The sequence below is a fragment of the Thermoanaerobacter mathranii subsp. mathranii str. A3 genome (assembly GCF_000092965.1).
Classification (GTDB): domain Bacteria; phylum Bacillota; class Thermoanaerobacteria; order Thermoanaerobacterales; family Thermoanaerobacteraceae; genus Thermoanaerobacter; species Thermoanaerobacter thermocopriae.
In genome coordinates, this window is record NC_014209.1 from 1,512,281 (window position 1) to 1,527,553 (window position 15,273).

Annotated in this window: 15 protein-coding genes, 5 tRNA genes and 3 other annotated features; all 20 genes read right to left on the minus strand. The window is 34.3% G+C overall.

All coding sequences use genetic code 11. The features are described from left to right. Positions 1-56 precede the first annotated feature (56 nt). Positions 57-2,441: a phenylalanine--tRNA ligase subunit beta gene (gene pheT, locus TMATH_RS07615; RefSeq protein ID WP_013150516.1), complete on the minus strand. Its 2,385-nt coding sequence runs from the start codon at positions 2,439-2,441 to the stop codon at positions 57-59. Between the two features lie 12 nt (positions 2,442-2,453). Further along, complete coding sequence (pheS, locus tag TMATH_RS07620; RefSeq protein ID WP_028992710.1) at positions 2,454-3,473, minus strand: phenylalanine--tRNA ligase subunit alpha; 1,020 nt, start codon at positions 3,471-3,473, stop codon at positions 2,454-2,456. A gap of 50 nt (positions 3,474-3,523) precedes the next feature. Next, positions 3,524-3,739: a binding site (T-box leader), on the minus strand. A 26-nt stretch (positions 3,740-3,765) separates the two neighbouring features. Next, a complete protein-coding gene (locus TMATH_RS07625) occupies positions 3,766-4,530 on the minus strand; it encodes a TrmH family RNA methyltransferase (protein ID WP_009052578.1) in 765 nt (254 codons plus the stop codon). A gap of 52 nt (positions 4,531-4,582) precedes the next feature. Next, entirely contained in the window at positions 4,583-4,942 is a 360-nt protein-coding gene (rplT, locus tag TMATH_RS07630) for a 50S ribosomal protein L20 (protein ID WP_009052579.1), read from the minus strand. Positions 4,943-4,962: 20 nt separating this feature from the next. After that, positions 4,963-5,160: a 50S ribosomal protein L35 gene (gene rpmI / locus TMATH_RS07635; protein WP_003867239.1), complete on the minus strand. Its 198-nt coding sequence runs from the start codon at positions 5,158-5,160 to the stop codon at positions 4,963-4,965. A 27-nt stretch (positions 5,161-5,187) separates the two neighbouring features. Further along, positions 5,188-5,739 (minus strand): translation initiation factor IF-3, encoded by a 552-nt coding sequence (gene infC / locus TMATH_RS07640; protein ID WP_013150518.1) that lies wholly within the window; start codon positions 5,737-5,739, stop codon positions 5,188-5,190. Then, positions 5,720-5,842: a sequence feature (ribosomal protein L20 leader region), on the minus strand. (Overlaps the previous gene by 20 nt.) A gap of 157 nt (positions 5,843-5,999) precedes the next feature. Beyond that, the gene (locus TMATH_RS07645; RefSeq protein WP_009052581.1) at positions 6,000-7,052 is read right to left on the minus strand and encodes a chorismate synthase; all 1,053 of its coding nucleotides are present in this window, start codon (positions 7,050-7,052) and stop codon (positions 6,000-6,002) included. A gap of 11 nt (positions 7,053-7,063) precedes the next feature. Further along, positions 7,064-8,305 (minus strand): MFS transporter, encoded by a 1,242-nt coding sequence (locus TMATH_RS07650; RefSeq protein WP_013150519.1) that lies wholly within the window; start codon positions 8,303-8,305, stop codon positions 7,064-7,066. Positions 8,306-8,407: 102 nt separating this feature from the next. Then, entirely contained in the window at positions 8,408-10,312 is a 1,905-nt protein-coding gene (thrS, locus tag TMATH_RS07655; RefSeq protein WP_013150520.1) for a threonine--tRNA ligase, read from the minus strand. 47 nt (positions 10,313-10,359) lie between these two features. Further along, positions 10,360-10,551 (minus strand) — a binding site (T-box leader). Between the two features lie 53 nt (positions 10,552-10,604). Next, entirely contained in the window at positions 10,605-11,204 is a 600-nt protein-coding gene (locus tag TMATH_RS07660) for a DUF445 domain-containing protein (RefSeq protein WP_012995512.1), read from the minus strand. An 83-nt stretch (positions 11,205-11,287) separates the two neighbouring features. Further along, complete coding sequence (gene ytxC / locus TMATH_RS07665; protein WP_013150521.1) at positions 11,288-12,166, minus strand: putative sporulation protein YtxC; 879 nt, start codon at positions 12,164-12,166, stop codon at positions 11,288-11,290. A gap of 55 nt (positions 12,167-12,221) precedes the next feature. Beyond that, complete coding sequence (locus tag TMATH_RS07670) at positions 12,222-12,956, minus strand: DUF6873 family GME fold protein (protein WP_013150522.1); 735 nt, start codon at positions 12,954-12,956, stop codon at positions 12,222-12,224. Positions 12,957-13,130: 174 nt separating this feature from the next. Further along, positions 13,131-13,466, minus strand: coding sequence for a thioredoxin family protein (locus TMATH_RS07675; protein ID WP_013150523.1), 336 nt, complete (start codon positions 13,464-13,466; stop codon positions 13,131-13,133). A gap of 105 nt (positions 13,467-13,571) precedes the next feature. Then, positions 13,572-13,646: transfer RNA gene (locus TMATH_RS07680), tRNA-Cys, on the minus strand. 4 nt (positions 13,647-13,650) lie between these two features. Then, positions 13,651-13,726, minus strand: a tRNA-Gly gene (locus tag TMATH_RS07685). A gap of 5 nt (positions 13,727-13,731) precedes the next feature. After that, positions 13,732-13,807 (minus strand) — tRNA-Phe (locus TMATH_RS07690). Between the two features lie 5 nt (positions 13,808-13,812). Further along, positions 13,813-13,889, minus strand: a tRNA-Asp gene (locus TMATH_RS07695). Position 13,890: 1 nt separating this feature from the next. Further along, a tRNA-Val gene (locus TMATH_RS07700) sits at positions 13,891-13,966 on the minus strand. Between the two features lie 125 nt (positions 13,967-14,091). Next, the gene (gene hslO, locus TMATH_RS07705) at positions 14,092-14,976 is read right to left on the minus strand and encodes an Hsp33 family molecular chaperone HslO (protein WP_013150524.1); all 885 of its coding nucleotides are present in this window, start codon (positions 14,974-14,976) and stop codon (positions 14,092-14,094) included. A gap of 58 nt (positions 14,977-15,034) precedes the next feature. After that, positions 15,035-15,238 (minus strand): cold-shock protein, encoded by a 204-nt coding sequence (locus tag TMATH_RS07710; protein WP_003867228.1) that lies wholly within the window; start codon positions 15,236-15,238, stop codon positions 15,035-15,037. Positions 15,239-15,273: the final 35 nt, after the last annotated feature.

Consider the following 15,273-nt stretch of genomic DNA (forward strand, 5'->3'; position numbering starts at 1 on the left):
GTGCAATTTCCTTCTTAATTAAGATAAAAGATAAAAAAGGCTTAAAATTGCCTTTTTTATCTTAATTTGGCTCCTAATTTTTTGTCAAGAGCTTCTACAATGTTGTTGTGAATTACACTTACTTCTTCATCTGTCAAAGTCCTTTCATAAGACCTATACCAGATAGAGAAAGCAACACTTTTTTTACCTTCAGGGATGTTAGGACCTTTATAGACGTCAAACAATTCAACTTTATCTACAAGTTTACCTCCCGTTTCAAGTATAACTTTTTCCACATCCTTTACAAAAATGTCTTCATCTACCAAAACTGCTATATCCCTTTCTACAGCTGGATATTTGGGAAGAGGAATATACCTCTTTTCTACATTAGAATATTGTATTACTTTATCTAAGTTTATTTCTCCAGCGTAGACTCTAACAGGTATATCGTAATTTTCCAAAACATCAGGGTGTATCTCTCCAAATATACCTAATGTTTCGTCACCTAGGAGAATTTTTGAAGACCTTCCTGGATGATAGGAAGGATCTTCTGCCCTTACATATTCTATTCCTTTTATACCCATTACTTCAAGGAATGCTTCTATTATTCCTTTTAATGCGAAAAAATCCACATTTTCCCCGTACATTCCTATTGCAACAGTCTTTATTTCTTGTGGTAATTCTTTTAAGGGTAATTCTTTGGGTATAAACACTTTGGATATTTCAAAAACTTTGAACTCTTGTACTTTTCTACTATAGTTAGTGTAAGCTACGTTCAATATAAAGGGCAGTAGAGTAGTTCTCATAAGGCTTTGCTCTTCCCCAAGAGGATTTATAATTTTGACTGCTTTTCTAAGAGGGCTATCTAAAGGTACGTTTATTTTGTCTAAATCCTTGTGCCCCATAAAAGACATAGTAACAATTTCATTTAACCCACAAGCCAATAGAACTTCCCTTGCTTTTTCTTCTAGTCGTTGCTCTTTGGTCAATGCCCCCAAGGTAGTTTCTGCATTTTTCATTAAACTGTCTTCAATATTGTTATACCCATAAAGTCTTGCTATTTCTTCGGCAATATCTGCCTCCATTGTAACATCTCTTCTAAAGTGAGGTACCGTTACTTCAAGGTCATTGCCTTTTTCTATAACTTTAAACTCTAAAGACTCCAATATTTCAATCATTTGAGATGTCGGAAGCTCTGTGCCTAAAAATCTATTAATCCTGTGAGGATTTACAGTTAAAACTGTCTTTTCAATTGGCTTTGGATACTCGTCCACAAGCCCTTTTAAAACTGTACCGCCACAGTATTTTTCCATAAGCTGTGCTGCTCTTTCACAAGCCAAAACTGTAACCTCTGGGTCTAAACCCTTTTCAAATCTTGAAGAAGCTTCACTTCTTAACCCCAATTTCTTAGAAGTATGCCTTATATTGCTTCCTTTAAAATTAGCACTTTCTATTAAAATATTTACAGTAGTGTCAGTTATCTCTGTATTTTCTCCTCCCATTACGCCGGCTAAACCTATAGCTTTCTTTTCGTCCGCAATAACCAACATTGAGCTGTCTAAAATCCTTTCTTTTCCATCCAATGTAACTAATTTTTCCCCTTCTTTTGCCCTTCTCACAATTATATGCTTGTTTTCAACTTTGTCCAAGTCAAAAGCGTGTAAAGGCTGACCTAATTCCAGCATTACATAGTTTGTAACATCCACCACGTTATTTATAGGTCTTATTCCCGCTTTTAAAAGGCGTATCTGCATCCACATAGGAGAAGGACCAATTTTAACATTTTTAACAACCCGCGCTACATATCTAAAGCATAAATCTGTAGCCTCAATAGTCACTTTTGCAGGATTTTGTTCTTCGCTTTCCTTAACCTCTATCATTGGCATTTTAAACTTTTTCTTAAAAGTCGCAGCTACCTCTCTCGCTATTCCTACCATTGACAAACAGTCAGGTCTATTTGGAGTTATCTCAAATTCTAATACATCATCTTTTAACTGAAGAGCCTCGTTTATATCCATTCCTAATGGGAAAGGTGGCAATATAAAAATCCCGTTTCTTTGGTATTCTGGCAACAGGCTCTCATCAAGTCCCAATTCTTTAGCAGAGCACATCATGCCATTTGACTCTATTCCTCTCAATTTGCCTCTTTTTATTTTAACTCCTCCAGGAAGAGTTGCACCATGAAGGGCTACTGGTATGTAGTCCCCCACTTTAATATTCTGTGCTCCGGTTACAATTTGTAGTTTTTCAGTACCTACATCTACAATGCCAACTAACAATTTATCTGCATTAGGATGTTTTTCTAATGAAATAATTTTCCCTACCACCACATTTGAAATTTCTTTCCCGTAGCTTGTTATAGTCTCAACTTTTGACCCTGACATAGTAAGACCTTCAGAAATAATTTTCGCATCTTCATCTATATCGACAAACTCTTTCAACCACAAAAGTGATACTAACATACGACCACCCCTTTAAAACTGTTGTATAAACCTTAAATCATTTTCAAAAAGAAACCTTAAATCATCTATTCCGTATTTCAGCATTGTAATCCTATCTATTCCCAAGCCAAAAGCAAATCCACTATATTTTTCAGGATCAATACCAGACATTCTCAAGACATTAGGATGTACCATCCCTGCTCCCAAAATTTCAATCCAACCAGTATATCCGCAAACTCTACAACCTTTTCCACCACAAGCAAAACAGCTCACATCCATTTCTGCACTGGGCTCTGTAAAAGGAAAATAATGAGGTCTAAATTTGGTTTGAGTGTCTTCTCCAAAAAACTTTTTCGCAAATATATTTAAAACTCCTTTTAAATCTCCCATAGTTATTCCTTCGTCTACTACAAGCCCTTCCATCTGATGAAACACTGGAGAGTGAGTTGCATCTATCTCATCAGATCTATAAACCCTTCCTGGAGATATAATCCTTATTGGAGGCTTATTTTTCTCCATAGTCCTTACTTGTACTGGGGATGTTTGAGTTCTCAAAAGTATATCAGAAGTAACATAAAAGGTATCCTGTAAGTCTCTAGCTGGATGGTCCTCTGGTGTATTTAATGCTTCAAAGTTGTAATAAGTAAACTCTATTTCTGGTCCTTCTGCAATAGAAAAGCCTAATCCTAAAAATATTGTTTTGATTTCATCCAATACTTGTGTCAGAGGGTGTTTGTGACCATACTCATAAGGTGTTCCCGGCATAGTTATATCTATGTATTCACTTTTAATTCTCTCTTCTTTTTCTAATTGGGCAATTTTATTTTTTGTTTCTGTGAGTAATCCCTCAATTTTTTCTCTTACTTCATTGGCAATTTGACCAATCAATGGTCTTTCTTCAGGCCTTAAATTTTTCATTCCTCTTAAAATCTGTGTCAATTCACCCTTTTTGCCCAAGTATTTGACTCTTAAGTTTTCAATTTGTTGTAAACTATCGGCTGACAAAATCTCCCTTTGTGCATTTTCATAAAGCTTGCGCAACAATTCCTCCATATATCTCAACCCCTCTTTAAGCATATTAGTTAAAATAAAAAATCCTCCGTCAATAGGACGAAGAATCCGCGGTACCACCTACATTAGCATTTTATAAAAAATGCTCACTCATTTGGTTAACGGCATGACCGGCAATGCCTACTATTAGTTCAGCACGCTGCTCCGGAGGGAACTTTCCATTATCTACCTAACGATAACACTTTCAGTCTGCGGTGTTATCTCCCTGTGATTTTCGATAATGTACTTTACTCCTTCATAGCATTTTGCAATATTTTTTTAAAATTATACCATCCTAATTATTTTTTATCAACCTCTGCCTTTGAGATTCGTATAAAAATATACCAGCAGCGATTGAAACATTTAAAGACTCTGCCTCCCCTGTCATGGGTATTTTTACAAAGTCATCTACCAGGTCTACAACACTGACACCTTTCGCTTCATTCCCCAAAACAAAAGCTACTTTATCCGAAATATTGCACTCATGAACTAATTTCCGAGCTTTTAAGTGAGTTGCAAAAACTTTTATTCCTCTTTGCTTAAGTTTTAACAAAATTTGTGAAGCAGTAACTATGACAGGAATGTGAAAAATAGACCCCATGGATGCTCTTAAAACCTTTGGATTAAAAACATCTACACAGTTGTTTATAGTAAAAATAGCACTAGCTCCAAATGCATCAGCCGTACGGATTATAGTACCTAAATTTCCTGGATCTTGAATATTGTCCGCTATAATATATATGCCTTTGTCTTTTATATAAGTATCTTCTTCATATTTTGGTATTTTTATAATTGCCATCACCATTTGTGGAGTTACTGTGTCACTTATTTTTTTAAAGACTCTTTCAGTAGTATGTACAATTTTAAAATTCCCTGTGGGAATATCTATTTTAACCCCTTCTCCCATAACTATGTACTCTATTTCAAAGTTACTTTTTAAAGCTTCCAATACACTTGTAGTACCCTCTACAAAAAACAGCCCTTCTTCGTATCGGCCCTTTTTGTCTTTTAACTTTTTTATTTTTTTTATAAGGTCATTGTTTTCACTCGTAATTAACATTCCCACCACTCTTTTATAAAATTAGTTAAAGCAAAAGGCCAAAAAACTGGCCTTATGCGTTTAAATGCTGCTTAGCTATATTTACTAATTCTTCGAAAGCTTTTTCATCGTGTATAGCCATTTCTGAAAGCATCTTCCTGTTAATTTCTATTCCAGCCTTTTTTAGTCCATTTATAAACCTGCTGTAGGAAATCCCATGAGCTCTTGCAGCAGCATTTATTCTTGTTATCCAAAGTCTTCTAAAATCTCTCTTTCTTAATTTCCTACCAATATAAGCGTACATTAAAGATTTCATTACTGCTTGATTAGCAACTCTAAAAAGTTTGCTTTTAGCTCCCCAATAACCTTTTGCCAGCTTTAATATTTTTTTGCGTCTTCTCCTCGTTACTTTGCCAAATTTTACTCTTGCCATTTTAAAAACCTCCTAATCTATTATGAATAAGGTAGTAAGCGTCTGATATTTTTAGCATCCCCACCTACTAAATAAGTAGCTTTTCTTAATCTTCTTTTTCTTTTTGCATTTTTATGGGTCAAAAGGTGACTTTTATAAGCTTTTGACCTTTTAACTTTTCCTGACTTTAATACTTTGAACCTTTTTGCTGCTCCTCTATGTGTTTTCATTTTAGGCATAAATATATCCTCCTTCTGTAATTGTTACTATTTTCTTGGTGTTAATACCATTATTAAATTCCTACCCTCCATATTAGGAGCTTTTTCTATAGCGCCATACTCATCAAGCTCTTCTGCAAACCTCTTTAAAAGGTCTTCTGCCAGTGAAGTATGAACAGCTTCTCTTCCTCTAAATCTTATAGTAACTTTTACCTTGTCACCTTCTTTTAAAAATTTAATAGCACTTCTCAACTTTACTCCAAAATCATGATCTTCAATATTTGGAGACATTCTTATTTCTTTAACATTTATCACCTTTTGCTTTTTCTTTGCCTCTTTCTCCCTCTTACTAAGCTCGTACCTGTATTTACCAAAATCCATCAATTTGCACACGGGCGGATTGGCTTGAGGGGCAATCTTAACCAAATCAAGATGTCTCTCTTGAGCAATTTTATAAGCTTCCTTTGCCGACATTATGCCAATTTGCTTTCCATCTTGGTCTATCAACCTTACCTCTTTGTCTCTTATTTCCTCATTGACCTGCAGCTCTTTGTTAATAAATACACACCTCCTAAGAATTATGAAAAAATAAAAGCGGATATAGAAATACCCGCTTCTTTATAACAAAACAACAATAACTACTTTTGAAAAAACCTTTGCACCCTAGGTGAAAGGTGAGAAGCGGGCGCTTCTACTTATTGCTTCTTTAGTTTATCATTATTTTATTTTTTTGTCAATATTTATTTTTATGCTTAGCAACTGCTCTGTCAAGTCACTCGTCTTGTGCAAAATGTCAACTCTATTAACTAGTCTACCGAAATTTTTCGCGAACTTTATGCTTACCTTTTTATTTTTAAAATCTAGAAATTTTTTACATACTCTAAATAAGCATCATAATTTTTCTTTAGTTCCTCAATTGAATCACCACCAAACTTTTTAAGGCATTCATCAGCAATCACCCAAGCGCATACCGCTTCTAATACACAGGCAGCAGCTTCTACAGCAGTTACATCAGACCTTTCATAGGCAGCTTTTACCTGTTTCTTTGAATTTATATCAATTGAATTAAGAGGTTTTAAAAGTGTAGGAATTGGCTTCATCGCAGCCTTTATAATTATAGGACTTCCATTTGAAATCCCGCCTTCAATTCCTCCTGCATTATTGGATTTTCTATAAAAACCTCTTTCTTTATCGTAGTATATTTCATCGTGAACTAAAGATCCAGGTCTTCTTGCTGCTTCAAATCCCAAGCCAAACTCTACTCCTTTTATAGCTTGTACACTCATGACATGATAAGCTAAAAGAGCATCCAGTTTCCTGTCCCATTGCACATGACTTCCCAATCCAATAGGCACACCTTCTATTATTATTTCTATTACACCACCTAAAGTATCTCCTTTTGATTTTGCCTCTTCAATAATCTTTGGCCACTCTTCTTCTACACTTATTCCACCTATTTCTAAAACTTTACTTTTTACGAATATATTTAACTCCTTGAGAAGTAATTTTGCGACGCTTCCTACTGCCACTCGCGCTGCTGTTTCTCGTGCACTGGAACGCTCCAAAACATTTCTTATATCCCTTTGATTATATTTTATTGCTCCTGAAAGGTCTGCATGACCAGGGCGAGGTCTTGTCATCGCTGGAACTATTTTACCCTTCCAATTTTCATAATCTTTGTTTATTATCTGTATAGCAAGAGGGGAACCAATTGTTTTCCCGTTGCTCACACCGCTTAAAACGTGGACTTTGTCCTCTTCAATTGCCATTCTTTTTCCTCTTCCATGTCCACCTTGCCTTCTTTTAAGCTCTTTATTTATAAAGTCTTCATCTATTAAAAGATTTGCGGGAAGACCTTCAATAACAGCAATTAATGCTTCTCCATGGGATTCACCTGCAGTAATATACCTCATACTTTTCCTCCTTACTTTGCTTCAACTTTTTTAATCTCATCTTCATAATTAGCTACTAAAAAGTACAAAATACTCACTACTATTCTTGCAATACCTGTTAAAATCATAAAAACTACATAACCAATTTGTGTATAAAGCCACATTCCAAACATAGGAGCAATAAAAGCAGCAATTTGGGTAATTAATGTAAAAACTGCTATGTAACTCATTTTTCCTGATGTAGGAGGTAAAAGTTCTAACAGCCAATTTAAAAGCAACATGTTATAACCTCCTACAGCTATACCCCCTAAAAAATCAAAAACAGCACCAACATAAAGGCTTTTAGTTGTAGCCCACATAAGAGGAATAAATCCTAGAAGCAATGCACTTAATGCAACAGTAAATCCGTTTCCTTTTTTGTTAGAAAGGTCAGCCCATTTATAAAAAGCTAAAATAGACCCAATCGAGGAAACAATAGTAAATATACTCATCCATCCGTTGTTAGCATGCAAAAAATTCACTTTATATACGGTAAATATAGGCCAAGCCATTATCCATGTAAAATAATATATAAAAGAAGTTATATTAAAATATATGAATTTTTTGGACTCCAACATGTTTTTAAAAGCTTCGTAAAAATTTGCGGGATTGGCTTCCTCCAAATCGCTTTCCACCACGTAAAACCTTGAAAAATAATAAGATTCTATTAATCCGAAAATAAATGCAATGGTAAATATTACTTGATAATTAATAGGAAATACTATATTATCAAGCAACCATCCTGTTACCAAAACTGTAATTGTTGCCACAATTGTCGTCCAAAAATTTCTGTCAGCAAAAACTTTACTTCTATATTCGTGAGGAATTAATTCACTCATAAAAGACTGCCAGCACATACCAACCGCCATAGAAGGTAAATTCATTACTCCTACTAATATGACTACAATCCACGGTTGGAACTCCTTATCAAAAAAGGGAGCAAGAGCAAGTAAAAAATAAAAAGCTCGTGCAATATAAAGAACAATATAAGCAAATTTATGAACATTCTTTAAGCTATTAATCAAGTAGGTCACAGGAATTACTCCAATTACCACCATAAGGGCGGGAAGAGAATTTAAAAGAGATACCTGAAAATCGTCGGCTCCTAATTTTATGGCATATATTCCAATAAAAGGGTTAACCATATTAAAGCCTATAGCCCATGCAAGACCATTTATCATATTCATTTTTATGTTGTATTTCAAATGCTTGTAAACCTCTAAGTTCTTTTTCATACCTCTCCCTCAAAATTGATATTTTAATTTTAGATTATCACGTTTTTTAAATTCTTTCAATAAACAATAAATCAAAATGCCCCTTAAAGGAGCATTTTGATTTTATAAAGCTTTTGTAGCGATTTCTTTAAGAATTTTTTCTATAAACTCACTTAAGGAAATAGCACCTAGATCCCCTTCTCTTCTTGACCTTAAAGATACTGTCCCTTGTTCTACTTCTTTATCCCCTACAATCAGCATATAGGGAATCTTTTGAAGTTGTGCCTCTCGTATTTTGTATCCTACTTTTTCATTTCTGTCGTCCAATTCAGCTCTTATGTCATTTTCCAACAGACGCCCATATACATTTTGGGCATAAGCATAGTGTTTATCAGATATAGGCAAAACTCTAACTTGTACTGGCGCCAGCCAAGTTGGGAAAGCCCCCGCAAAATGTTCAGTAAGAATTCCAATAAATCTTTCTATACTTCCGTAAATTACCCTGTGTAACATTATAGGTCTGTGTTTTTCTCCATCTGGGCCTATATACTCCAGTTCAAACCTTTCAGGCATCTGGAAATCTAATTGGATAGTTCCACATTGCCATGTACGACCTATGCTGTCTTTTAAATGAAAATCTATTTTGGGTCCGTAAAATGCACCATCCCCCTCATTAACTTTATATGGTAAATTCACGCGGTTTAAAGCAGAAATCAAAGCATTTGTGGCCAATTCCCAGTCTTCATCAGACCCCATAGAATTTTCAGGACGTGTAGACAATTCAACAAAATACTCAAAGCCAAAGATTTTATAGAAATAATCCACTAAATTTATAACCCCTAAAATTTCGTCTTCTACCTGCTCAGGAGTCATAAACAAGTGAGCATCATCCTGAGTAAAACTTCTTACTCTCATAAGCCCATGCAAAACTCCTGAAAGTTCATGTCTATGCACTAAACCCAATTCACAAAGTCTTAAGGGTAAATCCCTGTAACTATGCATTGTAGATTTGTAAACAAGCATTGCTCCAGGACAATTCATGGGTTTTATCGCGTAAGTTTCACCGTCTATTTCAGTAAAATACATATTTTCTTTGTAATGGTCCCAGTGTCCAGATCTACGCCACAATTCCTCATTTAAAATTATAGGTGTTTTTATTTCCTGATAACCGTGCTTCATATGTTCCTTACGCCAAAAATCTTCTAAAATGTTTCTTATAATCATTCCTTTAGGATGGAAAAATGGAAAGCCTGGTCCTTCAGGGTGGATACTAAACAAATCCAGCTCTTTCCCTAATTTTCTATGGTCTCTCTTTTTTGCTTCTTCTAACATATGTAAATATTCATCTAACATGCTTTTTTTAGGAAAGCTTATTCCATATATTCTTTGAAGCATTTTATTTTTTTCGTCGCCTTTCCAGTAGGCACCAGCAACTGATAACAATTTAATAGTCTTTACCATACCTGTTGACATAAGGTGAGGTCCTGCGCAAAGGTCAGTAAATTCTCCTTGTTTGTAAAAAGAAATTTCCTCCCCTTCTGGTATCTCTTTAATTAGCTCCACTTTATAAGGTTCACCTTTTCCCTCCATTAATTTTATAGCTTTATCCTTTGGAAGAACAAATCTTTCCAACTTATAATCCTCTTTTATAATTTTATTCATTTCCTGCTCTATAGCCTCAAAGTCTTCCGTTGTAAAAGGCCTATCTGTGTCGAAATCATAGTAAAAACCATTGTCTATGGCTGGACCAATTGCCAATTTCACATCTTTAAAAAGCCTTTTTACAGCTTGTGCTAAAATATGGGAAGAAGTGTGCCAATAAATCTTTTTCCCTTCTTCATCATCAAAAGTCAAAATTTCTAATTTTCCGTCCTCCTCAATTTTTGTATTAAGTTCTACTACTTTGCCATTAAACTTTCCACCAACGGCTTCTTTTGCTAATCTTTCACTTATACTTTTAGCTATTTCATAAACTGTTATACCCTTTTCAAATTCTCTTTGTGTACCATCTTTTAATGTGAGAATCATTCAACTACCTCCTTTGCAAAATCTTAAATAAAAAACCTCTTACCCCGTAAAGAGGCAGAGGTTCTCTGCGGTTCCACTCTTTTTTATACTCTGGTATTATATCGGAATAACCGTTCGGATTCATCATCCGCAGCTCCGGGGTGGTTTTCGATATTCAGAACATTTGAATGATCTCAGCCTATGTCATTCAATCTCTGTGATGTTCATCAAATATCTACTTTCCCCCTCATTGCTTTAATATTCAATTTTTTAATCATTATATCTTTCCCTAAAGCTTTTGTCAATAATAATTTTATAAAAATTGTATTATAACTGCTTGCAATACCCCTATAATAAACCCCAAGACTCCTCCCATAAGCTCTATCGTATAAAGTTCATTGTGAGCAACTTTAAACACCACATTCTCCAATTTCTCTAATTCAAAACTTTTTATCTTTTTCTCTACAATTTCTGATATTTTAAGCCTTTTTGAAATAATCTCCACCATTTCATTAGAAGGAGAATTCAAAAATACTTCTACTTCTCTATTTATAATCTCACCGATATACCTTGATATCATTCCTTTTATAGCCTTAGGAAAAAAAGAAGGAAGTTTATTCTCTGTAACTTCTTTGACTTTTAAATCCAAATTCGATAACAATAATTTCCGATTTTCTTCTGTTAAAAGCCTGTCCCATAAATCATTAAAAGATAACAATTCCATTTCCACAATTTCACCTATTGATTTAGCAATTTCACATTTTCTTTTAGGGATAAGCCCTTGTAATGTTATACCGAAAAATTTTATAGGTTTAAAAGGCTTAAATAGCATTTTAACGGCGATAAAATTCGTAAACCATCCAATAGCAGCTCCTACAAAAGCTAAAAATAGCATCCTTGTTAAAAATTGCATTCCACCACCTCTAAATTTTAAAAAATCACCAAATATAATAATATCAGATTTTGACGAATTTTAAAACCCAGCCTTAAGCTGGGCTATTTTTCACACTTAATTTTTGAACACAACTCACAACCATAGCAAATTTCCACTTTGTTATTAAAAACTTTTTTAATGGTCTCTAAAATTTCCCTATTTCTCATATTGTTAATGGAATGAAAAAATATCTTTTTAGGAGCTATAGTTATAAGCGTACTCATCAAAGCATCTTCATCACTTATAACACCATCTTTTAATTCATTAACTATTTCATCAATAAAATCACTAGATATTGGTTTAGAATTTTCATCATAAAGTTTAAACTTGCCATTTTTATCAACAATGACATTCAATACTTCAACTTTTGAGTCCTGTAATTCCACAAAGTATTTAAGTAAACCTATAAACTCGTTATACTCTTTTCTCATTAAAAATTCATCAACAGCCTTATCTGTAACTTCGCTAAGTTCGCCAATAAAATCCCTAAGTCTAAAATTCACAAACCCTTCTAAGTCTATATAATCACTCTCTTTTAAAAAATCCCTTATCAATACAAAAATTTGCTCTTTTTTTGCCAATTTAAATGTTTCTCTATTCACGTCGTCTTCCAAAATATTGTAAGCAATTTTTTCTATTTCCTCTTTTTCATCTTCTGAAAAATAATGGTAATATTTATTGATTAATTTTTTTATTATCCGTTTGTCAATTTGGTTAACTATTATATCTGAAATAGCTTCTGCTATATAATTTCTTATTCTCCCAACATTACTAAAACCTTGATTATCTTCAACTTTTAAGCTATAATACGTAACTGGGCCATATACATTAGAATTTATTGCAATTTTTATACCATTTTCAGCTAAATTTTTTAAACCATGTTTCAAATTTTCTTCATCTAGTTTTAAATCCTTTGAAACACCTATGGAAAATAGTTGCAATCTTCTCACTCCCTTCGTTAATAGTATATGTCTCTTTTTCTCGTTTTTATCTGTTTTAAATCAGTGGAATGATGGAACCAATGTCTTTTATTTGTTTAAAAGTAAGATAAACAATTTCAATTCCTTTTTTATATAAAAATTCAATAATTTTTTCATAATTTTTGTGAGATTTAAACACACCAGTCACTGCTAATTTTTTCTCTCCTATAAGCCCCATTGCACCGCCAATAAATCCGTATTCAAAACCCTTTAAAAAAACACCTCCAGGTTCTATCAAAAGTGCTTCAAAACCATTATCAACTGCTACCTCAAATATTCCTTTGTCTGAAGTTATAAAGCTATTATCATCTATGATTGCCATATTACATTTTGTATAACCTTGCCTTACATTTAAAAACTTGACGCCTTTTCTTTCTAAGGACTCTCTTAAAACAGGATCTGTGTACTTCAAATTGTGAAAAGCTGTGTTTCCCAATCTTGCTACATTATATGCGATATCATAAGGATAGTTACGTTTCAAAAAAGTTTGTCCTATTTTTACTTTTAAACCTATTAATTTCAATTTGTGTATAAACTCTGGTGTCACATTGGGGGCTACAATAATTTCTCCATCTCCTAACGGATGTAAAAGTATATCGGGATGGAAAGAAATAGCATCGTATAAATCTGCACATTTTTCCGTATATAAAACTTTTATTCCTAACTTAAACAAACTATCTCCAATTTCCCTCTCCCTTCCATCAATTACAACCCATTTAAAATTACCATGGGGAACAAAAGGATTAAACATTTTTTCACCCTCTTTCCTCATATAAAAATAGAGCATACTGCTATATGCCCTAACTTTTTTTATCATTTTAAATAACAACTAACATAATCTTCTCCTTTTAAAATTGTCTTTATGTGATACCATCCCATATTATTATATAAAAATCTTGGCAAAAACCACATCATTAATAAAGTTTTACGCAGTTTCTCCAAAGAAAAAAGAATAATATTTTGAAATTTTTTCTTCCAATGTGTCCATACTTATAAAGCGAGCCTCTCTTATTGCCTCTTTTCCATCCACATAAACTATTACAGTAGGAACAGTAAAAACAGAAAACTTACCAGAAGCCAGCGGAATCTCGTCAATAGGAATGTGAAAACTTTTTATTTTTGGATAATTTGCTAGCATTTTTTCAAGTTTAGGAAGTAATGAAGTACATATTCCGCAATCTTGTGTAGAAAAATAAAGAAACACTATATCATTTTCCTTTATAATTTGTTCTATATTTTCTATGTCGATAATTTTTACCATAATTCCCCTCCAGTCCAAAAGACTACAAACGATTAGATTTTAAAAATCAAAAAATATAAGCCCTTTCTAGGGCTTTTCGCTATGTTTTAAACTTTTATATTTTTATGGAGGCGACACCCGGATTCGAACCGGGGAATAAAGGTTTTGCAGACCTCTGCCTTACCACTTGGCTATGTCGCCATAATGGAGCGGACAACGAGACTCGAACTCGCGACCCTCACCTTGGCAAGGTGATGCTCTACCACCTGAGCTATGTCCGCATAAATGGTGCCTCGAAGTGGAATCGAACCACTGACACAGGGATTTTCAGTCCCTTGCTCTACCAACTGAGCTATCGAGGCATAACTGGCGACCCAGAAGGGACTTGAACCCTCGGCCTCCAGCGTGACAGGCTGGCGCTCTAACCAACTGAGCTACTGGGCCCTGGTGGTCGCAATAGGACTCGAACCTATGACCCCCTGCTTGTAAGGCAGGTGCTCTCCCAGCTGAGCTATACGACCATTTTACTGCCGTGCAAGTAATAGTATACATAAAAAACTGCTATTAGTCAACACTATTTTGAGGATTTTTTCGCCTTTACGTCTAATTAAGAATAAAAAATATTGGTGATTCTCTTAAATTTGCTTTATTCCTCTGCAATTCTCAGCAATTCTTTAAGTCTACTTTCCTCTATTATATACTTTTTGCCACAAAAATGGCACACCATTTCAACTGATTGTCCTTCTGCAATAAGTTTATTTATCTCATCTTTTCCAAGCGCAATTATTGCAGTTTCAAATCTTTCTTGTGAACAATCACATTCATATTTTAAATCTGTCCGTTCTAAAATATCAAATCCCAACTCCCCTAACATAATGTTCAATATATCTTCCGGCAGATGTCCTTCCATCAGCAATTCTGTCACTGAAGAAATATTCTTAAGTTTTTCTTCTAACTTTGCTACAACTTCTTCCTCAATATCGGGCAATAACTGTATAATAAAGCCTCCAGCAGCTAAGACATTTCCTTCTTTACCAACTAACACTCCTACCCCAACAGCAGAAGGTATCTGTTCAGAAGCATAAAAATAATAGGCTATATCTTCTCCAATTTCTCCAGTTTGAAGCTTTACAGTTCCAACGTAAGGTTCTTTTAAACCTATATCCTTTATTACAGTCACATATCCATTTTTACCAACAGCCTTGCCTACATCTAATTTCCCTTTTTCAGAAAGTGGCAAATCCACTGTAGGATCTCCTACATACCCTTTGACAATTCCTGGGTAATTTGACACTGCAACGATATTACCAATCGGTCCATCACCTTTTATAACTAAGGTAACCTTATCTTTTTCTCCTTTCATCGTAACTCTCATCATAGCAACAGCAGTCAAAGCTCTTCCTAAAGCTGCACAAGTAGTAGGTGTTAGATTGTGAATTTCTCTAGCCTTCTGGACAGTTTGCGTTGAAAAAGCTGCAATAGCTAATATTTTATTATTATAACCTGTAGCTCTTACAATGTAATCTTTCATATTCCTACCTCCTATATTAAAAAACCCTAACATATCAATGTTAGGGTTTGATTTCGCGTCAGTTTACCTTTCTTACCTTAGAAGCTTGTGGTCCTTTTGCAGCTTCAACTACCTCGAATTCAACTTTTTGTCCTTCCTCTAATGTCTTAAAGCCATCGCCTTCAATTGCTGAGTAATGGACAAATACGTCTGTCCCATCCTCCCTTTCAATAAAGCCATACCCTTTCTCGGCATTAAACCATTTTACTTTACCTCTTACCATTTATATCTTCCTCCAAACTTGATAAATAATTTACT